Source organism: Dyella silvae (assembly GCF_026421305.1).
GTDB lineage: Bacteria > Pseudomonadota > Gammaproteobacteria > Xanthomonadales > Rhodanobacteraceae > Dyella > Dyella silvae.
Genome location: NZ_JAPJBQ010000003.1, coordinates 503,371 through 527,013, shown reverse-complemented (window position 1 = coordinate 527,013; position 23,643 = coordinate 503,371). Strand labels below are relative to the sequence as shown.

General features: G+C 64.1%; 26 protein-coding genes. 6 read left to right on the top strand and 20 right to left on the bottom strand.

All coding sequences use genetic code 11. The features are described from left to right. Positions 1–312 precede the first annotated feature (312 nt). The 15 genes from OQE56_RS10900 to OQE56_RS10830 form a co-directional block, all read right to left on the bottom strand. The gene (locus tag OQE56_RS10900) at positions 313–669 is read right to left on the bottom strand and encodes a PilZ domain-containing protein (protein ID WP_267224259.1); all 357 of its coding nucleotides are present in this window, start codon (positions 667–669) and stop codon (positions 313–315) included. A 121-nt stretch (positions 670–790) separates the two neighbouring features. After that, positions 791–1,714, bottom strand: coding sequence for a PIG-L deacetylase family protein (locus OQE56_RS10895; protein ID WP_267224256.1), 924 nt, complete (start codon positions 1,712–1,714; stop codon positions 791–793). A 1-nt stretch (position 1,715) separates the two neighbouring features. Further along, complete coding sequence (locus OQE56_RS10890) at positions 1,716–3,272, bottom strand: hypothetical protein (RefSeq protein WP_267224254.1); 1,557 nt, start codon at positions 3,270–3,272, stop codon at positions 1,716–1,718. Positions 3,273–3,420: 148 nt separating this feature from the next. Then, on the bottom strand, positions 3,421–4,356 hold the full coding sequence (holB, locus tag OQE56_RS10885; RefSeq protein ID WP_267224252.1) for a DNA polymerase III subunit delta': 936 nt from the start codon (positions 4,354–4,356) through the stop codon (positions 3,421–3,423). After that, on the bottom strand, positions 4,353–5,003 hold the full coding sequence (tmk, locus tag OQE56_RS10880; protein WP_267224250.1) for a dTMP kinase: 651 nt from the start codon (positions 5,001–5,003) through the stop codon (positions 4,353–4,355). The genes holB and tmk overlap by 4 nt, the downstream gene beginning before the upstream one ends. Continuing rightward, entirely contained in the window at positions 5,000–6,037 is a 1,038-nt protein-coding gene (gene mltG / locus OQE56_RS10875; protein ID WP_267224248.1) for an endolytic transglycosylase MltG, read from the bottom strand. The genes tmk and mltG overlap by 4 nt, the downstream gene beginning before the upstream one ends. Then, a complete protein-coding gene (gene pabC, locus OQE56_RS10870) occupies positions 6,034–6,858 on the bottom strand; it encodes an aminodeoxychorismate lyase (RefSeq protein ID WP_267224246.1) in 825 nt (274 codons plus the stop codon). The genes mltG and pabC overlap by 4 nt, the downstream gene beginning before the upstream one ends. Next, complete coding sequence (locus OQE56_RS10865) at positions 6,858–8,210, bottom strand: aminodeoxychorismate synthase component I (RefSeq protein ID WP_267224244.1); 1,353 nt, start codon at positions 8,208–8,210, stop codon at positions 6,858–6,860. Before OQE56_RS10865 ends, pabC begins: the two co-directional genes overlap by 1 nt. Before the next feature lie 5 nt (positions 8,211–8,215). Then, on the bottom strand, positions 8,216–9,454 hold the full coding sequence (gene fabF / locus OQE56_RS10860) for a beta-ketoacyl-ACP synthase II (protein WP_267224242.1): 1,239 nt from the start codon (positions 9,452–9,454) through the stop codon (positions 8,216–8,218). 215 nt (positions 9,455–9,669) lie between these two features. Further along, positions 9,670–9,909 carry an acyl carrier protein gene (gene acpP / locus OQE56_RS10855; protein ID WP_114823364.1) on the bottom strand — a complete coding sequence of 80 codons (240 nt, stop codon included), beginning with the start codon at positions 9,907–9,909 and terminating at the stop codon, positions 9,670–9,672. Positions 9,910–10,220: 311 nt separating this feature from the next. After that, positions 10,221–10,964, bottom strand: a complete 744-nt coding sequence (gene fabG, locus OQE56_RS10850; protein WP_267224239.1) for a 3-oxoacyl-ACP reductase FabG — start codon at positions 10,962–10,964, stop codon at positions 10,221–10,223. A gap of 64 nt (positions 10,965–11,028) precedes the next feature. Next, positions 11,029–11,976 (bottom strand): ACP S-malonyltransferase, encoded by a 948-nt coding sequence (gene fabD / locus OQE56_RS10845; RefSeq protein ID WP_267224237.1) that lies wholly within the window; start codon positions 11,974–11,976, stop codon positions 11,029–11,031. Between the two features lie 300 nt (positions 11,977–12,276). Further along, positions 12,277–13,251 carry a beta-ketoacyl-ACP synthase III gene (locus OQE56_RS10840; RefSeq protein WP_267224235.1) on the bottom strand — a complete coding sequence of 325 codons (975 nt, stop codon included), beginning with the start codon at positions 13,249–13,251 and terminating at the stop codon, positions 12,277–12,279. Positions 13,252–13,385: 134 nt separating this feature from the next. After that, complete coding sequence (rpmF, locus tag OQE56_RS10835) at positions 13,386–13,580, bottom strand: 50S ribosomal protein L32 (RefSeq protein WP_019466219.1); 195 nt, start codon at positions 13,578–13,580, stop codon at positions 13,386–13,388. A gap of 18 nt (positions 13,581–13,598) precedes the next feature. Beyond that, positions 13,599–14,081 carry a YceD family protein gene (locus tag OQE56_RS10830; protein ID WP_267224364.1) on the bottom strand — a complete coding sequence of 161 codons (483 nt, stop codon included), beginning with the start codon at positions 14,079–14,081 and terminating at the stop codon, positions 13,599–13,601. A gap of 178 nt (positions 14,082–14,259) precedes the next feature. Here OQE56_RS10830 and OQE56_RS10825 point away from each other — a divergent pair, with 178 nt between their 5' ends. The 6 genes from OQE56_RS10825 to OQE56_RS10800 all read left to right on the top strand — a co-directional run bounded on the left by OQE56_RS10825 (position 14,260) and on the right by OQE56_RS10800 (position 19,997). Further along, positions 14,260–14,715 carry a hypothetical protein gene (locus OQE56_RS10825; RefSeq protein WP_267224231.1) on the top strand — a complete coding sequence of 152 codons (456 nt, stop codon included), beginning with the start codon at positions 14,260–14,262 and terminating at the stop codon, positions 14,713–14,715. Next, positions 14,712–15,296: a Maf family protein gene (locus OQE56_RS10820; RefSeq protein ID WP_267224229.1), complete on the top strand. Its 585-nt coding sequence runs from the start codon at positions 14,712–14,714 to the stop codon at positions 15,294–15,296. The genes OQE56_RS10825 and OQE56_RS10820 overlap by 4 nt, the downstream gene beginning before the upstream one ends. 187 nt (positions 15,297–15,483) lie before the next feature. Next, positions 15,484–16,425 carry an AAA family ATPase gene (locus OQE56_RS10815; protein WP_267224227.1) on the top strand — a complete coding sequence of 314 codons (942 nt, stop codon included), beginning with the start codon at positions 15,484–15,486 and terminating at the stop codon, positions 16,423–16,425. Continuing rightward, the gene (locus tag OQE56_RS10810) at positions 16,425–17,381 is read left to right on the top strand and encodes a DUF58 domain-containing protein (protein WP_267224225.1); all 957 of its coding nucleotides are present in this window, start codon (positions 16,425–16,427) and stop codon (positions 17,379–17,381) included. The genes OQE56_RS10815 and OQE56_RS10810 overlap by 1 nt, the downstream gene beginning before the upstream one ends. Beyond that, positions 17,381–19,345, top strand: a complete 1,965-nt coding sequence (locus OQE56_RS10805; protein ID WP_267224223.1) for a transglutaminase TgpA family protein — start codon at positions 17,381–17,383, stop codon at positions 19,343–19,345. Before OQE56_RS10810 ends, OQE56_RS10805 begins: the two co-directional genes overlap by 1 nt. Positions 19,346–19,394: 49 nt before the next feature. Then, positions 19,395–19,997, top strand: a complete 603-nt coding sequence (locus OQE56_RS10800) for a Slp family lipoprotein (RefSeq protein ID WP_267224221.1) — start codon at positions 19,395–19,397, stop codon at positions 19,995–19,997. Positions 19,998–20,067: 70 nt separating this feature from the next. Here the strand turns inward: OQE56_RS10800 and OQE56_RS10795 are convergent, their stop codons facing one another. The 5 genes from OQE56_RS10795 to dnaX all read right to left on the bottom strand — a co-directional run bounded on the left by OQE56_RS10795 (position 20,068) and on the right by dnaX (position 23,631). After that, complete coding sequence (locus tag OQE56_RS10795) at positions 20,068–20,412, bottom strand: histidine triad nucleotide-binding protein (protein ID WP_267224219.1); 345 nt, start codon at positions 20,410–20,412, stop codon at positions 20,068–20,070. Positions 20,413–20,429: 17 nt separating this feature from the next. After that, positions 20,430–20,840, bottom strand: coding sequence for a GNAT family N-acetyltransferase (locus OQE56_RS10790; protein WP_267224217.1), 411 nt, complete (start codon positions 20,838–20,840; stop codon positions 20,430–20,432). Further along, positions 20,840–21,433, bottom strand: a complete 594-nt coding sequence (gene recR, locus OQE56_RS10785) for a recombination mediator RecR (protein WP_267224215.1) — start codon at positions 21,431–21,433, stop codon at positions 20,840–20,842. The genes OQE56_RS10790 and recR overlap by 1 nt, the downstream gene beginning before the upstream one ends. 158 nt (positions 21,434–21,591) lie before the next feature. Beyond that, entirely contained in the window at positions 21,592–21,915 is a 324-nt protein-coding gene (locus OQE56_RS10780; protein WP_267224212.1) for a YbaB/EbfC family nucleoid-associated protein, read from the bottom strand. A 21-nt stretch (positions 21,916–21,936) separates the two neighbouring features. Continuing rightward, positions 21,937–23,631 (bottom strand): DNA polymerase III subunit gamma/tau, encoded by a 1,695-nt coding sequence (gene dnaX, locus OQE56_RS10775; protein WP_267224210.1) that lies wholly within the window; start codon positions 23,629–23,631, stop codon positions 21,937–21,939. Positions 23,632–23,643 lie beyond the last annotated feature (12 nt).

The following is a 23,643-nucleotide window of genomic DNA, read 5'->3' as shown; positions in this document are numbered from 1 at the left end:
ACGTACCTCCGCGCCTTCATTGGCGCATCAGTGACCGTCGGGGGAAACGGTCCGGAACCGGATTCAGCAGGCCGATGAAGGCCATGAGTTATGCAGTACGGTCACATGCCAGGGACAGCAGTGAACGTCCGACTTTCCACGATCAGAGTCGGGAATCGCGACATTGTATCAGCGCGCTTAACAACAACAAGCCTTGACCGGTATTTTCAAGAGGGTTTGCATACGCTCGCGCGAGCCTGATTCGACGGCTGCGCAAGGTATTACTACCAAGGTCTTACAGGCGGGCGGATGCCCCCCCCAGTGAGCGGAAGCTCACATCGTGTGCGTCGGGCGCTCAGACCCGGTCATACCCACCAGAAGGTTCTCGATGCGGGTGCGGGCCACTTCGCCATCGGAGCTCTCGTTGAACTGCACGCCGATGCCGGCGGTGCGATTGCCCTGTGCGCCAACCGGGGTGACCCAGACCACCTTGCCTGCCACCGACAGGCGTTCACCTTCGTCGGTCAGGTTGATCAGCAGCACCACTTCATCGCCCAGGGCGTACTTCTGGGCGGTGGGCGCAAACAGGCCACCGTTCTTCAAATAAGGCATGTAGGCGTTGTACAGCGACGCCGTGTCCTTGATCTTCAAAGAAATAATGCCCTGGCGGGCGCCGATGACCGGATTCATGGTTGCTCCTGCAAACCGCTCGGAGCAAGCGCCCCGGATGAGCATCCTAACGAGCGTGACGCCGGGGCGACAAGCGACCTGTCGAGAGAATGTGACGGGAGCCTAGGGCGAGCTTGTCGCGCTAGAGCTCGCACCAGCCCCAGCGGTCGAAGATCCAGGGCGACGGAACGTTCATATGGAGCTTGGCAAAGCGGGGCCCCGAGACATCGTCCGCCAACCCGTGCAGCACGTACCGCCCCTGCCCATCGCGGGCCAGCGGTGCCCGATGCCACGGCCAGCTACGCACGCCGCTGTGATCGGCCATGGTCAGGTGCATCCAGGGCTGCAGGACCGGCGAAGGCTCCCACGGCAGCACGGCGGTACCTCGGTCCATGCTCTTCACCCACTGGTAACGCTCGGCCCTGTCCGCCAGGCGCCGCATACGTTTGCCGCTGAGTGCCATCTGACTTTGATGACAGGTCAGCGCGGCCAGTTTGTTGGCGTGCAGCCCCACCGAGGAGTCGAGCTTCACCTTGCCGGTCACCTGACTTTCACGGCCGTGGACCAGATAAGCGAGCAACCGGGGGGCCTTCCCCTGCCAGCTGTCGACCGCCAGGCGGGTGATGACATGGGCCGCACTGTGATCCGGGTGGTGATCCCCCAGGGACGGCAAGGCAACCAGATTCGGCTGGCAGGCCTCCAGGCTGGCAGTGATGGCGGCCAACGAGGGTGCCAGTGCGTCATGTAGGCGATCCGTAACCCCCATATCGGGCCAGCTCAACGCCTCAAACGACGACGCCTCCACCCCCAACTGCGCCAGGGCCTTGGCCACTTCGCCCCGGCGACGCTCACCCCATCGACGCCGCTCATCGGTGCCAATGTGCAGGCGCTTCTCGACCCACCGCTGTGGCCATGGATTGTTGTCGCCATTGGTAAGCAGCAGGATTCGAACTTCGCCGCCTGCCTGGCGCACCTGCTGGATCAGTTCGCCGGTGGCGATCGACTCATCATCCGGGTGCGGGGCAATGACCAGCAGGCGCGTGCCGGCGTTCAGGCTCAACGCCATATCAGAGCCTCTCTGGCAACAAGGGGCGCCAGCCGCGGTCGAAGGCCTGGGTCCACACCATGGCCACCGGGGCACCGGAATTCAGCGCGAGATGATGAACGCCGGGCGCCATCACCCAGTGATCGGCCACCGGCCCGCCGTCGAGGCTGCCGCTCAACCGTTGATGGCCATCCGTCACTACGTAGTCTCCCGGCACACTTACTTCGATGGTCTGCTCAGTGGCAGGCGTGGAAAGGATACGGCCTGCCACCATCACATCGCCGCCTGCGGGCACATAGTTGCGCATGACGAAGCCGGCCGTTTCGCGAGGAAGGCGGCGCGCCACCACCAGCATGGTCTGATGATTTACCAGATCGTCGGCAATGGTGTCGGCCATCTGCCCGCGCCGCAGCCTGAGCATGGCCAGGCTTTCGATGACCGGGTAGTAAGGACGCGCACGAAAAATCGTGTCGCCCTTGGGATCCATCACGGTATCGCCCGGATCAGTGTAATGAAGCACCATCGTCAGTTCGGCTCGCTGCGCCACCAGCTCGTCCCGCCAGGGCGGCGCGTAAGCAATCAGAGTCACGAACTCAATGGCCAGCGCCAACACCACCAACGAGCTGCGAAGCTGCGGTCGTTGCTGCAACCAGCGCCAGCCGGACAGCCCACCCACGATCGCCAGTGTGAGCGTGGGCAACACCGGCAGAAAATCCTGCTTGGTGATGAGCGGCCAGACGAACCAGATCAGCAGAAGAAACAGGCCGCCCTGGAGAACGAAAAAGACGGTCCAGTCAAATTCCGGCAAGGCGCGTCGTCGCACCTGGCGCACGCACAACACCAGCAGCATCGCCGCAAGGATCAGGAACCACAGTAACTGCTGCGCGGCATGACGCTTGGTTGCGCCGCCACCCACGTTGTAACCGGCCAGCCCATACCACGCATCGCCCAGCACACCGTGCGCCGCCAGCCATAACGTGAAGATGGCCGGCACCAGCAGCAGCCCAGCCAGGGCCGCCAGCCAGCACCGGATACCGGTACGCGGCGTGCCGGACGGACGCAGCCAGCGAACGACCACGGCAGCCACCAGCGCCGTGGCGATCAGCACCAGCGTCTTCTGCGATACCGACAGCGCGCACCCGATGGACAACCCCATCATGAAATAGCGCCATGCACGCGGCGGCGCGCCGGCGACAAAGGCCAGACCGAGCAGCCACATCGCCATCCACATATCGTCCGTGCGGAACTGGCCGCTGACGATAAAAAAGCGAGGAAACAGTCCCGCCACCAGCATCGTCACCGCGGCCACGCGCCAGCCGTAAAGGCGAGATGCCATCCAGCCAACGGCACCCAGCGCGACGACGTACCAAACCTGCATCGCCAGCCGCAGCCAGGTCAGGACATCGACGCGACCGTCCAGCCAACCCAGCAGCGGGGAATGCAACCAACTGAATAACGGGCCGTGATTATCGAAAACATCGCGATACGGCAGCAGCCCTTGCGTCCAGGCCCACGCCACATGCGCGTGCTGCGCTTCGTCGGAGTTGAGCGCGTACGCGTTAAGCCATGCCAGTCGCATGACCAGCAGGATGAGGAGGGATAGCCAGGACCAAACAGGGAGGCGGCGTTGCGGGGAAAACGTCATCTCGTCAGGGTAGGCAGACGGCCTGTCACAAGGCTTTCCCAGCGTATCAGTGGACACTCTGGCATTCCGTGCAAAAGGCGGATCAACGCCAGGAGGCCAGCAGTTCCAGCAGTACCAGATCGCCACGCAACGGTCCGCGCAGCGATTCGCGCGCACGGTTGGCGGCCATGTACCACCGATCCAACCCTTCGGCATCCAGCTGACTGACCAGCGGACCCGCGCCTGCCGCCGCACGCGTCCGGGCCTCATCCGCCACCGCCTGGGCAGCGAACCACAAACGCTGTTCGGGTTCGTTGTCGAGCCAGCGCTTAGCCACTTCCATCGCTTCGCCGCGACCGGCGGCCAGCGCGCCCAGATCCTTGCGGACTTCCTGGCGACGCGCCAGCGCCCCCTCTTCTCCCCACGCACGTGCGAGTCCCGGATTACCGCCGGCAGCGTCCAGCGCTGTGGCTGCATCCTTCACACCCTGGTGCTGCAGCCAGTCGAGCGCCTCGTCTCGTGATGGCAAGTGAAATTCGATGCGCTGACAGCGACTGCGAATAGTCTGCGGCAAGCGCCATGGCGCATCGGCAACCAGCAGCAACAACGTCTGTGGCGATGGCTCTTCCAGCGTTTTGAGCAAGGCATTGGCCGCCGCCGCATTCATCGCGTCGGCAGGATCGATGCACACGATCTGCCAGCCGCCGAACTGGCTGGCCATGGCCAGCCGCGCCGACAGTTCACGAATCTGGTCGACAACGATCTCGCTGCGCTGGACACCATCCTTGCGCAGGCCGAACGTGAGCACGGCGTAGTCCGGGTGCGTGCCTGCCGCAAACAACTGGCAGCTACGGCATTGCCCGCAAGGCTCGCCGTCCGGCGCCTGCGTGCACAACAAGCCTTGCGCAAAGCGATGCATGAAGTCGCGCTTGCCGAGACCGGCAGGCCCGCACAGCAACAAGGCATGAGGCATGGCATCACGCGTGCGGCGCGCCTGCAGTCGCGACCAGTGCTCGGCGTGCCAGGGCATGGTGTTCACGCAATAGCTCCAAACAGATGACGGGTGGCTTCGATGGCGGCAGCCAATACCTCAGCAGGTGTCTGGCTGGCATCGATGACGCGGAAACGACCGGGCTCGGCCGCAGCCCGCGCACGATACGCCGCGCGCACGCGCTCGAAGAAACCATCCGCCTCGGCCTCGATGCGATCTGCCTCGCCACGGCCGGCAGCGCGTGCGCGCCCGGTTGCCACGGGGAGATCAAGTAGCAGGGTGAGATCTGGCGTCAGACCATCGGCCGCCCATTGCTCGAGCGTCGCGATGCGTTCCACCGGCATACCGCGGCCGCCACCCTGATACGCGTAACTGGCATCCGTGAAGCGGTCGCACAGCACCCAACGGCCAGCCGCCAGCGCCGGCTCGATACATTCGCGCACCAGCTGGGCGCGGGAAGCAAACATCAGCAGCAGTTCCGTCTCGGCACTCATGCCCCTGAGTGCGGGATCAAGCACGATGGCACGCACGGCCTCGCCGAGTGGCGTACCGCCAGGCTCGCGCGTCAGCACCAGGTCAACGCCCTGCTCCACCAGATGCTGGCGCAGCCCCGCGAGCAAGGTGCTCTTGCCAGCACCCTCGCCCCCTTCGAGCGTGATGAGCTTTCCTCTCGGTGTCCTTGCCGGTGATGTCATTGGCAGCGCTTCAACTGATAGCAGGCAACGTTGTGATTGTGCTCGTCCAGCGTTGTGGAGAACACATGGGTGCCGTCACCCTTCGCCACAAAGTACAACTCCGTGCCCGCGGCAGGATGAAGCGCCGCATCGATGGCCGGCTTGCCGGGCATGGCAATCGGCGTCGGCGGCAGACCGGGACGGGTATAGGTGTTGTACGGCGTGTCGGTGGTGAGGTCCGATTTGTGGATGTTGCCGGCATACGCATCACCCATGCCGTAGATGACGGTAGGGTCAGTCTGCAGCAGCATGTGCGTCTGCAAGCGGCGAACGAACACGCCAGCGATGCGCGCACGCTCGTCCGCCCTGCCCGTCTCTTTCTCCACGATCGAGGCGAGAATCAACGCGTCGTAAGGCGTAGCCAGCGGCAGATCCTTGTCGCGCTGCGCCCACAGCGTATCGAGCATCTTTACCATCGCGGCATGCGCGCGGCGCAGAATATCCAGATCGCTGTCGCCCTTCACATAGGCGTAGGTTTCGGGAAGAAAGCGCCCCTCAGGCATTTCACCCGTCGCACCGATCTTCGCCATCAGCGCGGCATCGTCCAGACCCGCACCGTCCTGCCGCAGCCGGTCGGCCTTGGCCAGCGCCTGGCGCAGATCGCGAAAATTCCAGCCATCGACGATGGTGAAGTTGCGCTGCAGTACTTTCCCCGCGGCCATGTTGAGCAACAGGTCGCGTGGCGTCATGCCCGCCGTCAGTGCGTACTCGCCCGCGTGCAATCGCCCGGCCACGCGCAATTGCTCAGCAAGCACGCGCCAGTACAGCGGCCCCGTGCGGGTGACATGTTGCTCGCGCAACTGACCCACCACGTCGCGTAAATTGCTGCCCTTGGCCACATCGACGCTCGGCGTTTGCGCAGATATAGCGAGCGGCGTGCCGACAAATCGCTGATAGTCCATCCAGCCATAGATCAGGCTGCCCGCCACCGCCAGCAATACCAGCACAATCAGGCCACGCCACAGCGCACGCCCCTGCATCTTGTTCTGCCTCATGCCTGCTCCATAGGGAATCCCAGGTCGTGCCAATGCCATTGCAAGGCACGAGTGACTGGGCCGGGAACATACACGGTATCGTCCACGGCCTGAACAGGCAGAATGCCCCGGACGCTGGAGCTGAGGAAGACTTCACTGGCTCGCGCCAGATCTTCATCTCGCAGAGCCACCACTTGCGCGTCAGGCCGGAAGGCCAGCACTTCAGCACGGGCAACCCCGGCCACACCACAACGGTCCACTGCCGGTGTCACCAGCACGCCATCGATGACGGCGAACAGGTTGGTCATGGTGCCGGAGACCACCAGTCCATCCGTATCACGCAGCAGCCCTTCCATCACGGCGGCGTCCGACCACTCGGCTCGCGCCAGTACCTGCTCAAGGCGATTGAGGTGTTTCATGCCCGCCAGCAAGGGCTGCGGCGCCAGATGCGTTTCACACCAACACACGCGCACTCCGCAAACGTAAGCAGGGCCGCTCATCACCGGCGCGTCGAAGCCTGCCACGATGCGTGACATGACCGGCGACGCCGGAGGTGCATAGCCTCGCTCCCCCAGGCCTCGCGTCAGCGTGATGCGCACCACGGCGTGCTCGAGTCCCACCGTAACGGCCACTGCTTCATCGAGTAGCAGCTGGGCATCGGGTTCGGGCAACCGCAGGCGTGCGCAGCTGTCCTGCAGGCGCCGCATGTGCCTTGACCACAACGGCGCCTCGCCTCGCACGAAGCGGATCGTTTCGAACAAACCATCGCCGTAGGACAAACCCCGATCGAAGACCGACACCATCGTTGTCGGCATGCCGTTCACCAACACCAGGCCGGACATCAGCCCTGCACTCCCAGCGCACGCAGCAAACCGCGCGCTTTTGCACGCGTCTCATCCAGCTCTTTCTCCGCCACCGAGTCGGCCACGATGCCTGCACCGGCGCGCAGCGTCACGTCGGAGCCCGCCAGCGTGAAGGTGCGGATGAGGATGTTCAGATCGAGATCGCCGTTGCGATCGAGATAGCCAAGCGCGCCCGTATAGGCACCACGCGGTGCATTCTCGAGCGCCGCGATGATTTCCATACAACGCACCTTGGGGCAACCAGTGATGGTGCCTCCCGGGAATGTCGCGGCGATCACCTGACCTGGCGTCACATCGCTACGCAAGCGTCCCCGCACATTCGACACGATGTGGTGCACATGCGCGTAGCTCTCCACCACCATCAGCTCATTGACCTCGACTGTGCCCGGAACGCATACGCGCCCCAGGTCATTGCGCTCCAGGTCGATAAGCATCACGTGCTCGGCACGTTCCTTGGGATGCGAGGTCAGCTCGCGAATGCGCGCCAGATCGTCATCACCCGGCGTGCGCGGTCGCGTGCCAGCGATCGGGCGCGTCTGAGCCAGACCATCGCGTACTTCGACCAGCCGCTCCGGCGAAGAACTCACCACCGCCCATTCGGCTTGTTGAAGCAAACCGGCAAAAGGCGCTGGATTGGCCTGCCTCAGCGCCAGATAAAGCTGAGCCGGTTGCGGCGGCGTGGCGTAATGCGCACGCCATGCGCGCGACAAGTTGACTTGAAAAATGTCGCCAGCATGCAGGTGATCATGAATGCGCTCAACGCCATCAAGAAAAACGACGGGATCGTCCTCTTCGATGACATCCGGCGACGCCAGCGCCGGCACCGACATATCGATGCCGAGGTCCACCTCCATGATGTCCAGCGATGCATCGTGCCCATCTTCGGCAACCAGCACGGTGCAGCCACGCGCGTGATCCACGATCACCGCCGCCGGGCAACGCATCGCCAGCGCCGTCGGCAAGGGGCTGGGCGGGCGAAGGCGTAGCCGCGACTCGATTTCACCCACCAGTTCGTAGGTGAGTAGCAGCAACCAACCGCCATGAAACGGCAGTTCATCGGCATGGTCATGCGTCGAGCGAACACCACGCCACGCCTCATCGAGCGCATCGAGAAAGCGACCCTGATGCTCAATTCCCTGCCCGTCGACCAGGCGACCATCAGCATGCAGCGTCAGACGTTCCTGCGGAAAGGCGAACAGAATGTCGTAGCGAGACTGCGGCGTACCGTGCGTCACGCTCTGTAGCAAACCCGGATAGCGCTCCGGAAATGCAGCGGCCGGCGCGAGCAGATCGCGCCGGCCGTGCAAAGTACGACGATGTAGCTTTTTCACGCCGCTCAAACGCGACGGAACGCCAGCGTGCCGTTGGTGCCGCCGAAGCCAAACGAGTTGGAGATGACCACGTCGAGCTTGGCTTCGCGCGCCGTGTGCGGCACGAAGTCGAGATCGCAGCCTTCACCCGGCTCGTCCAGGTTGATGGTGGGCGGCAACACCTGATCGCGCAGGGCGAGGATGGTGAAGATCGCTTCGACACCACCGGCCGCACCGAGCAGGTGACCGGTCACCGACTTGGTCGAGCTCATCGCCAGCTTGTAGGCGTGATCACCGAACACGCGCTTGGCAGCCAGCACTTCGCCCAGGTCGCCCAGCGGCGTCGAGGTACCGTGCGCATTGATGTACTGCACGTCGGTCGGATTGATGCCGCCATCCTTCAGCGCGCTGTCCATGCAGCGTGCCGCACCTTCACCGCCCTCGCTCGGCGCAGTGATGTGGAAGGCGTCACCGCTCATGCCAAAGCCGACCAGCTCGGCGTAGATCTTGGCGCCGCGTGCCTTGGCGTGTTCGTACTCTTCCAGCACCAGTACACCGGCGCCATCGGACAGCACGAAACCGTCGCGGTCCTTGTCCCACGGACGACTGGCCTTGGTCGGCTCGTCATTGCGGGTGGACATGGCCTTGGCCGAGCAGAAGCCCGCCATGGCGGTACCGGTGGTGGCGAACTCGGCGCCGCCGGCGATCATCACATCGGCATCGCCGTACTGAATCATGCGCGCGGCCAGACCGATGTTGTGCGTACCGGTGGTGCAGGCGGTGACGCAGGCGATGTTCGGGCCCTTCAGGCCGTACATGATCGACAGGTGACCCGAGACCATGTTGATGATCGAACTTGGCACGAAGAAAGGCGACACGCGGCGCGGACCCTTGTCGTGCAGCTCGGTCGAGGTGTGTTCGATGGTGTGCAGGCCGCCGATGCCGGCCGCCACCGCCACGCCGATGCGCGGTGCATTGGCTTCCGTCACTTCCAGACCGGAATCGCGCAAGGCTTGCGTGCCTGCGGCAATGCCGTAATGGATGAACGGATCCATCTTCTTGATCTCTTTCGGAGCAATCCATTGCGCCGGATCGAAATCGCGTACCTGACCGGCGATGCGCGTGGCATAGGCGGTGGCGTCGAAATGGGTAACCTCACCGATGCCGCTGACGCCCTTGAGAATGTTGTCCCAGGCGGTCGCGATATCGTTGCCGACCGGCGAAATGATGCCGAGGCCGGTTACAACCACACGTCGTTTGCTCATGCTGATCTTCCCTCGTGTTTCCGTGGCACTGTCGATAGGGACAGGGGATCTGTGTCTTTCGCGGCCACGTCATCCGGGCCGTTGGCGTGCAGCGCGCACCATACGGGATCGGACGTTGCAAAATGCAGAAACGAAAACTGCGCCAATGTGGCGCAGCTTCCGGTATCGCTAGTGGACTGACGCTTCATGTGAACGCGTCTGTCGCTACGGAGCGATCACTCCTTGGTGTGGGCCTTGATGTAGTCAACAGCCTGCTGCACCGTGGTGATCTTCTCGGCTTCTTCGTCCGGAATTTCGGTCTCGAACTCTTCCTCGAGAGCCATCACCAGCTCAACGGTGTCCAGCGAATCAGCGCCCAGATCGTCCACGAACGAAGCGTTCGCCGTGACTTCATCCTCCTTCACGCCCAGCTGCTCGATGACGATTTTCTTGACGCGCTCTTCGATGGTGCTCATGTTGCCAATACCTCCCAAGGAGTAGTTACCTGTCAACACCGGCCTGCGGCCGGCATATGGCCGGCGGATTGTAGTGGCTAAGCTCAGGGGCCGCCATGGTCCGCCAGCAGTGTTAAACGCAGGCCACGGGACCGGCGTGAAAGAAGCAATTGTCGCCTAAAACGAAGCCGCTTGCGACAACTCCTTGTTAAACCGGCCCGTGCCGGCGCGCCGGGCGGCCTTCCAGCAAGGCTGGAGGGCGCCCGACCGTTTCAAACAATGCGTTAAATGCCGGAGGGTTGCGACACGATGTGCCGACCCCACCGCACGTTTTACGGCATGTACATGCCGCCGTTGACATGCAGGGTTTCGCCGGTGATGTAGGCCGCCGCCGGGGACGCCAGGAAGCCCACGGCCTTGGCAATATCGCTGGCCTCGCCCAGTCGGCCGAGCGCGATCTGACCCAGCAGCGCCTGCTTGGATTCTTCCGGCAGCGAACGCGTCATGTCGGTGTCGATGAAGCCCGGCGCCACCACGTTGACGGTGATGCCGCGCGAACCAATCTCACGGGCCAGCGATTTGGAGAACGCAATGATGCCGGCCTTTGCCGCGGCGTAGTTCGCCTGCCCCGGATTGCCGGTGAGACCAATCACCGAGGCGATCGAAATAATGCGGCCCTTCCGCGCCTTCATCATGCCGCGCATCACGGCCTTGGAGGTGCGATAAACCGACGTGAGGTTGGTATCGAGGATGGCCTGCCAGTCGTCTTCCGGCATGCGCATCAGCAACTGGTCGCGGGTAATGCCCGCGTTGTTGACCAGGATCGACACCGCACCGAATTCCTTGGTGATCTCGCCGATCAGCGCATCGACTGCAGCACTATCGGTCACGTTAAGCGCACGGCCGTGACCGCCGTGCGGGGCCAGTCGCTCGCCAATGGCGGCCGCGCCGCTCTCAGTGGTGGCGGTACCGATCACGGTGGCGCCCATGGCGGCCAACTCGTCGGCAATGGCCGCGCCAATACCACGGCTGGCGCCCGTGACGAGGGCGATTTCACCTTGCAGTGTCTTGCTCATAGGTCATTTCCCTTTGGATGGCTGGACGTCAGGGCATCCAGCCGCATGATTCGTTTGAAACGGCTCAGGCCCACTCGGCGCGCGCGACTTCCAACTCGGCCGGCGTGCCGATGGCACGCGCCTCGACACTCTTGTCGATACGCTTGATCAAACCTGCCAGCACCTTGCCCGGACCGGCTTCGGCCACGCGCGTTGCGCCGCCAGCCACCAATGCCTGCACACACTCGGTCCAGCGGACCGGCAGATAAAGCTGGCGCTGCAGCGCGCCGCGGATATCTTCCAGCGTGGCGTAGCTGCGGGCTTCGGCGTTCTGTACCACCGGAATGGAGGGCAGCGCCCACTGGAGCGCATCCATGCGATCACCCAGGCGATCGGCCGCATCGCGCATCAGCGCGCAGTGCGAAGGCACCGAGACAGCGAGCTTGATGGCCTTCTTCACGCCCTGCTCCGCGAGCTTGGCAAGCGCGCGATCAACAGCCTCGGCGTTACCAGCGATCACCAGCTGGCCAGGCGAATTGAAGTTGGCCGGCGAAACCACCTGGCCCTGCGCCACTTCTTCGCACACGGCAGCAATCTGCGCGTCGTCACCACCAAGAATGGCGGCCATCGCGCCCACGCCCGGCGGCACCGCTGCCTGCATCAGGCGGCCGCGCTCGGCCACCAGCGCCGCCGCATCGTGCAGCGACAAGGCGCCAGCACAAACGAGCGCACTGTACTCGCCGAGACTGTGACCCGAAAGCTGCGCCGGACGCGCACCGCCCAGCTTCCCCCACACGCGCCACACCGCCACGCTGGCGGCAAGCAATGCCGGCTGCGTGTTCTCGGTGCGATTGAGGTCTTCCTCCGGCCCCTGCTGGCTGAGCGCCCACAGGTCGACGCCAGCGCCCTGCGACGCCTCGTCGAAAGTAGCCTTCACTTCCGGGTGGGCAGCGGCCAATTCGGCCAGCATGCCTACCGACTGCGAGCCCTGGCCCGGGAAAACGAAAGCGAGGTTGGCGGCGGTCTGGGTCATGGAGCGTGGACTTTCCGGAAACGAAAAACGGAATGGTGCCAGTAATGGCGGCCATACGCAGCTGTATTCGCTCAGGAATGAGCGTTGGGCAACCTTGCGGGCACCCGAGGGCGGCTCTTTGCTCGTCATTCCGGCGTAGGCCGGAATCCAGTTGAGACATGACTTGGTTGTCGCGAAACGCTTAAGGCTTTCGCGGCAACCAAGCAGTGAGTCTCCTGGATTCCGGCCTGCGCCGGAATGACGAGCAAAAAAATGCCGCCTTGGAGGGCGGCATTTTTTGAGCATGTAGAAGCGTAGCGATTAGTAACGCAGCAGCGCCGACGCCCAGGTGAAGCCTCCACCGAATGCTTCCAGCAACAGGTTCTGACCGCGCTGCACCTGTCCCGAACGCACCGCGTAATCCAGCGCCAGCGGTACCGAGCCCGACGAGGTATTGGCGTGCTCGTGCACCGTCACGATCACCTGCTCCATCGGCATGTTCAGGCGCTTGGCTGTCGCTTCGATGATGCGCAGGTTGGCCTGATGCGGAATCAGCCAGTCGATCTGCGAAGCTTCCATGCCGGCAGCCTGCAGGGTTTCATCCACCAAGGAATCGAGCGTCTTCACGGCGACCTTGAACACTTCGCGGCCGGACATGTTGATGCGCACGCCGTGGTTGGGCTCGTCCTTGAAACCAGCGGACACGCCTACCGGGTTGTACAGCAGGTGCTTGAAGCCACCATCGGCGTGCAGCAGGGTCGCGTAGATGCCCGGCTCTTCCGAAGCCTCCAGCACCACCGCGCCCGCACCGTCGCCGAACAACACGCAGGTTTCGCGCTCGTTCCAGTCGATCATGCGGGTCAGCGTTTCCGCACCGATCACCAGCACCTTTTTGGACTGGCCGCTGCGAATGAACTTATCGGCGATACCGAGCGCGTAGACGAAGCCCGAACACGCGGCATTGACGTCGAACGCAGCGCAGCCGTTCGCGCCGAGGCGATGCTGCACCAGGCAGGCGGTGGACGGGAAGATGATGTCCGGCGTGGTCGTGCCAAGCACGATCAGGTCGAGCTCGGAGGCTTTGACGCCAGCCGCCTCAAGCGCGCGCAGCGCAGCTTCGGTGGCTAGATCGCCGGTGGTCTGGCCTTCAGCGGCAATATGGCGCTTCTGAATACCGGTACGGGAGCGAATCCATTCGTCACTGGTTTCGACGATCTTCTCGAGATCGGCGTTGGTCACCACGCGCTCGGGCAGCGCGCTGCCGGTGCCTGTGATGCGGGCATAGATCTGGGCCATTAACTTTCCATGCGACGGGTTGGTACGAAGCTGTAACAGACTTGCAATCCGCCAACGTTACGTGGGTGATCGCATAAACGCAAAGCGGCGCGAAATCGCGCCGCCATGCGAAACCGTATCCCTTGCGGGAACGATTAATCCTCTTCGACCACCGACGTATTGGTGTCGATGACCTTCTTACCGCGGTAGTAGCCATCCTTGGTGACGTGGTGGCGCAGGTGCACCTCGCCACTGGTCGGATCGGTGGCCAGCTGCACGGTCTTGAGCGCATCGTGCGAACGACGCATGCCGCGGGTGGACGGGGTCTTGCGGCTCTTGGCAACGGCCATGGCGAATCTCCAGCTAAATCAACGTTTCTTGAGTTCGCGCAAAACCGCGAACGGGTTATCGGAACGCCCTTCACCTGAGGAGATCTCCTCCGGCCCGGGGCCTACTACTTCTTCGGGCAGCGTACTGTCCGGATTCACCGGGACCAGCGGCAGCGCCAACAACAATTCGTCTTCGATGACATCCAGCAAACTCAGCTTGCCGTCGTCAGCAACCAGCAGCGGCTCGACATTCGGCGGCAGGGCCGCTTCTTCGCGCTCAAAGCGGATCAACCCTAGCCGGCTATCCACCGTCACAGGCAGTACAAACGGATCCAAGGTTCGCTGGCAGGTCAGCGTGAGCGGGGCCTGGACGCGAACATCGAGGTACGAGGTACCAAATTCGTCGCGACCAAAATCCAGCTCGTATTGCACCGTCCCTTCCGTACCGGCCAAGGCCTCGCCCAGTCGCTTCAGGGCGACTACGGGCAATACCCCTTGGAACGAACGCCGCGCCGAGACCATGCGCCAAGCGTCCACGGACTCTGGCAGTGTCACGGACATAGACGCGAAATCTTAGGATTACAACACCTTGAAGTCAACGGGTTGGTCACTGCCAGACACCCGCCGCGGGCTATTTTGCCTGAATGCTTCCGGTACGGCAGACTTTATGCCTCTTATTACGTCGCGAGCCGGCCGATCCGTGAACTTCTATCTGATGCTCGGACTGGGGATCGTCTCATTAATTGTTGCGACCCTGAGCTTGGCGGCAGTGATCTACCGCCGCCGCGCTGATCGGCGCACCGGCAGCATGCGCCAGCTGCTGGAACTGGCCGACCGGCTGGAGCTGGATCTCAAGACGTGCCGGACGGGCCTCCAGCATGCCCACGCCGTGATGTCGCTCAACCCTGACCAGCCCGCCAGCGGCGAGCAGGAAGCACGGCACGCCATCGACGCGGGGCTGCGCTCCCTGCTTCAGCAACGCATCTGGATTCGTGACGAGGCCCCGAAAGCCAGCCAGCAGCAGCTGGACCATGCCGTGGCCACCATGAACGACACACGCGACCGGCTGCGTCCGCTGCTGACTGCGCTGGATCGTGCCCAGCACGATCTGGACAGCGCCATGCGGGATCATCTGCGGCGGGAGCACGATGCATGAGCCTGCCGACCCTGGTACTTGGCTCCACATCCCGTTATCGCGCCGAGCTGCTCCGGCGGCTCTACCCCGACTTCGAACAGCGCTCGCCCGGCACGGATGAAAGCCCGCTAACGGGCGAGCGCCCCAGGGACCGGGCGCTACGTCTGGCCATAGCCAAGGCTCATGCCGCCGCCGAGGGGTTAAAGGATGCACTGGTGATCGGCTCCGACCAGGTGGCCGAGCTCGAGGGTCTCGTGCTCGACAAACCCGGCACCGCCGAACGCGCCCGCGCACAACTGGCGGCCAGTTCCGGACGAGAGGTGCATTTCCACACGGCGCTGTGCCTGCACGACACCCGCAACGGCAGGAATCTCGTCCATACCGATCACACCCGCGTCTACTTTCGCAGCCTCGGTACCGACGAAATCACGCGCTATATCGAGCGCGAACAACCGCTCGATTGTGCCGGCAGCTTCAAGTGCGAGGGGCTTGGCATCAGCCTCTTTGAGCGCATCGACAACGAAGACCCCAGCGCATTGATCGGTCTGCCACTGATTGCGCTGGCGCGGCTATTGCGAGAGGCCGGCATTCCCCTGCCCTGATCGGCGCAAGCGCCCTGGCAATGCGTCCCGTCACCCTGCAGTGACGATGCGTCGGCAAGCATTCGCCTGCTACGTCACAGCGTCAAAAAAGTCATACGGAAGATGGCTCGCCAGTGCGCGAGAGCCACGGCTACACTGCCTGCATCACTCGCAAGTGCTGCTCCCCCATCCCCGCTGCCGGAATCCCATGTCTGCCATTACTCCGCTGCACGATGAAACGTTGCGCACGCGACTGGAAGCCGCCATGGCCCAGGTCAATCGCGTGGTGCTGGGCAAGCCGCGCCAGGTCAAGCTCGCTTTCACCTGTCTGCTGGCTGGCGGCCATCTGTTGCTTGAAGACGTGCCCGGCGTTGGCAAGACCACCCTGGCGCACGCGCTAGCCTCCAGCTTCGCGCTGGATTTCCAGCGCGTGCAGTTCACCAGCGACCTGTTGCCCTCCGACATCATCGGCGTCAGCGTGTATGAGCGCGAAACGGGTCAGTTCCGTTTTCATCCCGGACCGATCTTCACCGGCCTGTTGCTGGCCGACGAGATCAACCGCGCAACGCCCAAAACCCAGAGCGCCTTGTTGGAATCCATGGCGGAAGGCCAGGTCACGGTCGACGGACAGACCCACCTGCTGCCGCAGCCGTTCTTTGTCGTGGCCACGCAAAACCCGCTCGACCTGGCGGGTACCTTCCCGCTTCCCGACTCGCAGTTGGATCGCTTCATGCTGCGCGTCTCACTGGACTATCCGGACGCCTCCGCCGAACGCGCCCTGCTGACCGGCAGCGATCGCCGCGACCTGCTGGCGCAACTGACGCCGCAGCTTGATGCCGCCGCCCTGGCCGAACTCTCGCGACAGGTGCAAACCATTACCGCAAGCGGGGCGTTGCTGGATTACCTGCAGGCATTGCTCGCCGCGACCCGTCGCCACGCCGATGTACGCGCCGGCCTGTCACCCCGCGCGGGCCTCGCCCTGCTGAGCGCGGCACGCGCCTGGGCGTTCCTGAGCGGTCGACAGCATGTGCTGCCGGAAGACATCCAGGCCCTGTTCGTGCCGCTCGCCGCTCATCGCCTGGTCACGACGCGAGGTGCAAGCGGCGATAGCCTCGCCCGCAGCCTGCTCGCTGACGTCGCGGTGGATTAATGCTGGCCACCTTTCGGCGCTGGCAAGACTGGGCCGAACGGCGCTTGCCGGCATTGACGCGCTATAAGCGCGCCGAGCCGCTGCCCATCGTCCTTCACCGCCGGCGCGTCTATATCGTGCCGACGGGATTCGGCGCCGCGTTCAGCGTTCTGCTGCTGGTGATGCTGATCGGCTCGCTCAACTACAACAACAACGCGGCCCTGCTGCTTACCTGCCTGGTCGGCTCAGCGAGTGCGGCGAGCATGCTGGTGGCCTTTCGCAGTCTCAATGGCCTGCGCCTCACCGCCGTACGTCAGGGACACGCCATGGCTGGGGAGCCACTGGTGCTGCAGCTGGTCTTTGCCGGCGGTGATCACCCTCACCCGTCCGTGCAGATCTACATGCGCGACCAGGTCGACGCGTTCTCGGTGGCGGCGCGTGGCGAAGTACTGATACCGATGAATCTGCCGACCTCCCAGCGAGGCTGGCAGCCGGTGCCGCGCATCAAGCTGTGGAGCCATTGGCCGCTGGGGTTGTTCCATGCGTGGAGCTGGATCCACCCGGACCAGACCGTACTGGTGTGGCCACGGCCAGAAACCAGCGGGCCGTCGCCGGCGCACGCTGGCGACGCCGGACAGCACCAACGCCTGCACCAGGGCGAAGACATCGCTGCCCTGCGTGACTACCGCATCGGTGACCCGCAGCGGCATATTGCGTGGAAACACAGCGCCCGCCATCCCAACCTGCTGGTCAAAGACTTCGAGGAGCCGGAATCGCAGGAAGAATGGCGACTGGACTGGCGCCAGCTGTCGCAACTGCCGACCGAAGCGCGCATTGCCCGACTGGCGCGCTGGCTCGGCGAGGCCGAAACAGTGGGGCGCCCCACCAGCCTGTGGCTGCCGAACGACGAGATTGCGCTCGGTCACGGCCGCAGTCATTACACGCGTTGCATGGACGCATTGGCCAGCCTGCCGTGATGCGATTCGCCCTCTTTCGCCGCAAGCCACAGGCGCCGATCGGTACGCGTCCATTCGACCTGCTTTGCATCACCGTGGCGGCGGTACTGGGCGTGCATGCGCCGCACCTGCCGATCTGGTTCACCGCCGCGCTGGCCGCCACCCTCGGGCTGCGCTGGTGGCAACGTCGTACGCGTAGTGGTCGCGCGCCGCTATACCTGAAGTTACCGTTGGTGGCGCTGCTGTCGGCCGCAGTGATCTTCCACTACGGCACGCTGTTCGGACGCGAGCCCGGTGCGGCGCTCGCTGTCGGCTTGCTGATCCTGAAGCTGCTGGAAACCGAAACGTCTCGCGATGTGCGCGTCGGCGCCGCCTTCAGCTGCTTTGCCTTGATGGCCGCCCTGCTGTTCGACCAGGGGATGGTTGCCACAGCCTTGGTAGCACTGGGTCTGCTGCCTGCCCTGGCCACCCTGCGCGCGCTGGAGCCTGCGCGCCCTGCCACCACATTGCCGCGCGAATTATTGCCGGCGCTTCGCTTGCTCGTCGCCTCGCTGCCGCTCGCCTTGCTCGCCTTCGTCTTCGTACCGCGGCTAAGCTCACCGCTGTGGGGGGCGCCCAACGCATCGCAGTCGCGCACTGGCCTCAGTCCGGACATGTCGCCAGGCGACATGTCCGAGCTGCTCATCGACGACCGGCCAGCGATGCGCGTCAGCTTCGATGAAGCGCCGCCGCCGAAGATGCAGCGCTATTTCCGCGCCTACGTCATGTGGAGCTACGACGGACGACGCTGGAGTACCCGCGATGCCGGCCAGACACCCATCAGCATCGAACACGGCCCGACCACTGGCTACACGATCAGCCTCGAACCTAACGGGCAGCGTTTGCTGCCTGCACTGGATGTGCCGGTAAGCGTCCCGGAGCGGGCTCAGCTGACCTCGGATGGCGAGGTCTTCACCGATCGCCCCGTCAACGACGCCTACGTGTATGCGATGCGCTCGGCGACGGGCTATCGCCTGCAGGCGCAGCTCGATGCACGCGATCGCCGCTTCGCTCTGGCATTGCCTGCAGGATTCAACCCTCGCACGCTCGCACTCGCCGAACGCTGGCGTGCCGAGCACGGCACCAACGATGCCGCCACCGTCCAGGCGGCGCTGGCGTTGTTCCACGATGGCGGCTTCAACTACACGCTGGCGCCCGCCCCACTCGGCCGCGACGCTGTCGACGATTTTCTGTTCGCCACCCACGAGGGATTTTGCGAGCACTACTCCTCGGCCTTTACCGTCCTGATGCGTGCCGCCGGCATCCCCGCACGCGTGGTGACGGGTTACCAGGGCGGCTACTGGAACACCACGGGCCAATACCTGCTGGTGCGCCAGGCAGATGCCCATGCGTGGAGCGAAGTCTGGCTGCAAGGGCGCGGCTGGGTGCGCGTCGACCCCACCGCCGCCGTGCGACCCGAACGAGTCAGCCTGGGCGCAGCCGCAGCCAGTGCAACCTCCGACTGGTCACCCAATCATTGGTGGTTGGACGTGCGCAATCGCTGGGATGTCGTCAACCGCTGGTGGAACCAAGGCGTTATCGGCTTCGACCAGCTTCGACAGCACGGCATGCTGACGCCGTTCGGACTCCAGGACACCAACGCGGGCACGTTGGGCTTGTTGCTGGCCTTCGGCGGCTCGCTGTTCGCGGCACTGGGTTTGTCATGGGCCATGTGGAAACGCCCCCCGGCCGACCCGGCGCGCACCGCGATGCAAGTGCTTGAACGAAGGCTGGCAGCGGTGGGCGTAGCCCGCCGTGCTAGCGAAGGACCGCAGCATTACTTCAATCGGGCAGCGCGAGCCCTCCCCAGCCAGCGCACCGAGTTGGAGCAGTTGATGAGGACCTATCTGGAATTGCGCTATGCGCACGAAAAACCGCCGGTCGACCTATTGAAGGACTTTCGTCAGGCGGCGCGGGATTTTCGGCCGCGTCGCGTGGTCAAATGATATGGGACCGTGGATGTCACCCATCCACCACACGATGGAGAAACGCGTCATGTCCATGTTCAAGCCGTTGATTCTCGCGACCGCTGTAGCGACGCTGGCCGCCTGCGCAACGGTGCCGCAACCGCTGCAAGGCACATTCACCGAAATCACCTCGGTCGCCGCGCAACAGGGTAGCGCCACCGGCGCCGTGCAGGTGCGCTGGGGCGGCCAGATCATCAAGACCGAACCGGGGCCGCAGGAAACCTGCTTCTACGTGCTCCAGCGGCCGCTCGACAGTCAGGCACGCCCGGCGGCCTCGGCCAGCAATAACGAAACCCAGGGCCGCTTCATGGCGTGCCGTGCGGGCTTCTACGATCCGGAAGTATTCACGCAAGGCCGCGACATTACCGTCACTGGCGTGCTGCAGGGCTCCGTGTCGCAGAAAGTGGGCGATTACAACTATGCCTACCCCCGCATTGAAGCCAACGTGGTTTATCTGTGGCCCGAGCGTGTCTACGTGAACTACCCGGGTTACTACGACCCGTACTGGGGCCCGTATTGGGGTCCTTACTGGGGCCCGGGCTGGGGTCCGTGGGGTTGGGGAGCCTGGGGTGGCTACTACCCCTCGCGTGTGATCGTTGTACCCCGATCGGCACCGCCGCGACACGGTTGATCACGCTTAAAGAAAACGCCGGCATTTGGCCGGCGTTTTCTTTTGACTGCTAATGGCTAATTGCGCCGGATCAACCCGGCGGCCAATGCATCTGGCGGCCACCCAGCAAATGCACGTGCAGATGGAATACCGTCTGCCCGCCATGCTCATTGCAGTTGATGACGGTGCGATAGCCCTCGTCGGCCAGGCCCTCATGGCGAGCATAGGAAGCCGCTGCCAGCAGCAGCTTGCCGAGCAATTCGGCATCGCTGGCGGTGGCGCCATCCAGCGTGGCGATGGCCCTCTTCGGGACGAACAGCACGTGTACCGGCGCCTGCGGATTGAGATCGCGGAACGCCAGTACGTCGTCGTCCTCGTAAACGATGTCGGCCGGAATTTCGCGACGAATGATCTTGCCGAAAATGGTATCGCCCATGACGGAACTCCGTAGATTCAAAGACGCAGCAGCATACCGTGTGCAGCCGGCGCCACCAGTTTGAAACCGAACTGTTCGTACAGTCGATGAGCGACACCGTTAGCTATCAGGCCGACCATGGTGCGCGCGGGTGCACGTGCATGCACATCGTCCATCAGCGCCTGCATGATGCGCCGCCCCAGGCCCTGCCCTTGCCAGTCTGGCGCCACGGCGATGTCCACCACGAACAGAAACAGGCCGCCATCACCCACGATACGGCCCATGCCAATCAGTTCATTGCGATGCCGCACGCAAACCGAACACCAGCTGGCGGGCAATCCGATATCCGCGCCCTCGGCCGACATCATGCTCAACCCGGCGGCCGTTCGCAGTGCGCGATACTCATCGCTCGTGGGAATCTCAAACGAAAGCGTCGGTTCCACGGACATTACTCGGCTGATTGCCGGCTGCCGAAGGCATGCGCAAGCGTGCCGCGATCGACGTATTCAAGCTCGCCGCCCAATGGCACACCATGAGCCAGCCGGGTGGGCCGGACATTGGCCGCGCGCGCCAGTTGCGCCAGGTAGTGCGCGGTCGCCTCGCCTTCCACGGTGGGATTGGTGGCGATGATCATTTCTTCGAGCTCGCCCTCACCCAGGCGCTCGGCCAACAGGTCCAGGCCCAGCTCTTCCGGCCCAAGACCATCCAGTGGCGAAAGCCGCCCCAACAACACGAAGTATTGCCCGCGGTACCCGGTGGCCTGCTCGATAGCGGCCAGTTCGGTGGGCGATTCCACCACGCAAAGCACCTGACGATCCCGGCTGCTGCTGCCGCACAGCGCGCACACCGGCGTCTCGCTGAAATTGCGGCAGCGCGAGCAGTTGCCGATCTGGCGCATGGCCTGATCGAGCACCTGCGCCAGACGCAAACCACGCTCACGATCACGTTCCAGCAAATGGAAGGCCATCCGCTGGGCACTCTTGCCGCCGACGCCGGGAAGGCAACGGAGCGCTTCGATGAGATCGGTGAGTAGCTTGCTCATGAATCGAATATCACTGTAGGAGCGCACCTTGAACGCGAGCACGGAGATGCGTCGTTACCCCTGTCACCGGCGTTCGCCACATGGCCCCGTCAGCATCTCCGCTCCATTCCCTCGGGGGATGGGTTGTCGCACACGGGGTGCGCTCCCACAGGAAAACGTCAGAACGGCATCTTGAAGCCGGGCGGCAGATTCAGGCCCGAGGTCACACCACCGAGCTTGTTCTTGCTGACTTCCGCCACCTTGTTCACCGCATCGTTGACGGCGGCGGCCACCAGATCCTCGGCCATCTCCGGATCATCGGCGAACAGCTTGCGATCAATCTGCACGCGGCGAACCTCGTGTGCGCCAGTCATCTGCACGGTGACGAGCCCGCCACCGGCGCTCCCCGTCACTTCCAGACGGGCGATCTCTTCCTGCGCGCGCTTCATTTCGTCCTGCATGCGCTGGGCCTGCTGCATCAGCTGACCGATCTGTCCTCTCATGACGTCACTCCGCTATCTCGTTTAGTTCTCAAATGGCTTGATCGACTGGGGCACCACGCGCGCGCCGAATTCGCGCTTGAGCGATTGCACCAGAGGATCTTCTTCGATGGCTTGCTCGGCAGCCGACTGCGCCGCCTCGCGAGCATTGGCGGCTCGCGCCGCCGGGGTTTCGGCGGCCGCGCCACGCTCTTCGACAAAGCGCAGACGCACACGCTCACCCATGGCCTGGCTGATGCGCTCTTCCATCTGGCTCATCATCGGCTCGACGGCCAGATGCATGTGCGCTGGCTGCAGGGCCAACACCAGGGTCTGGCCTTCGCGATCGCGCAAGGCGGCATTCTGGGCCAGCTGGCCCAATGGGCCGCGCAGATTGGCCTGTTCGATCAACACATCCCAATGCGGCAGGCCGCGCGCATCCGTGGCCACCGGCCCACGGGACGGCGCTGGCGACACGGGTGCGGGTGCGGGTGCCGGCGCGGCAACGGGCGCGGCGCGCGGTGCCGGGGTCTCGGTCACGCTTGCCACATGCATGCGCTCGTTCGCCACCGGCGCTGCAGCGCGAGGGGGTGCCGAAGGCGCGCGTGGCGCGGCGCCCGCCGAGGAACGCTCGGTGGACGAACCACCACCGTCGGCCGGGCGGAATGCCAGCATGCGAAGCATCGCCATTTCAAAGCCCGTGCGCGCATCCGGCGCAATGGCCAGGTCGCGGCGACCGGTGGTGGCGATCTGGTAGTAGAGCTGCACATCCTCAGGCGCCAGTTGCTGCGCCAGCGCCACGAGGGCGGCGTCATCGCTGCTGTCCTGTTCCGGACGATAGCCCGGCACCAGCTGTATCAACTGAAGGCGATGGAGCACGCTGGCCAGGTCGTCCAGCACGCCACCAAAATCCGGCGAGAACGAGGCGATGCGCGCGCACTCGGCCATCAGTGCTTCGCCGCTGCCTTCGGCCAGCGCCTGCAGCAGGCCCAGCACCTGCCCGCGGGCCACGCTGCCCAGCATGGCGCGCACGTCATCTACGCGCAGCGAGCCACCGCCGTAGGCGATGGCCTGATCCAGCAGCGACAGACCATCGCGCAGCGAGCCATCCGCGCCACGTGCCAGCTCGGCAATGGCCGCGTCCTCGTAAGGGATGTTTTCGGCGCCCAGGATGTGACGCATCTGCCCGGAAATCTGTTCCGGCAGGAGTCGCTTGAGATTGAACTTGAGGCAACGCGACAGCACCGTTACCGGCAGCTTCTGCGGGTCGGTCGTTGCCAGCAGGAATTTCACATGCGGCGGCGGCTCTTCCAGCGTCTTCAGCAACGCATTGAAGGCCGGCTTGGAGAGCATGTGCACCTCGTCGACCAGGTACACCTTGAAGCGGCCACGAGCGGGGGCGTATTGCGCGTTCTCGATCACTTCGCGCACATCGTCCACGCCGGTGTTACTGGCCGCGTCGATCTCCAGCAGATCCACAAAGCGGCCCGCATCGACCGCGGTGCAGACAGCGCACTCGCCACAGGGATCGGCCGACTCGCCACGCTCGCAGTTCAGCGACTTGGCGAAGATACGCGCGATGGTGGTCTTGCCCACGCCTCGGGTACCGGTGAACAGGTAGGCGTGGTGCATGCGGCCGGTGTCGAGCGCATTGGTGAGCGCGCGCACGACGTGCTCTTGCCCGACGAGTTCAGCGAACTTGCGAGGGCGCCATTTGCGCGCGAGTACCTGATAAGACATGCCTGGATACCT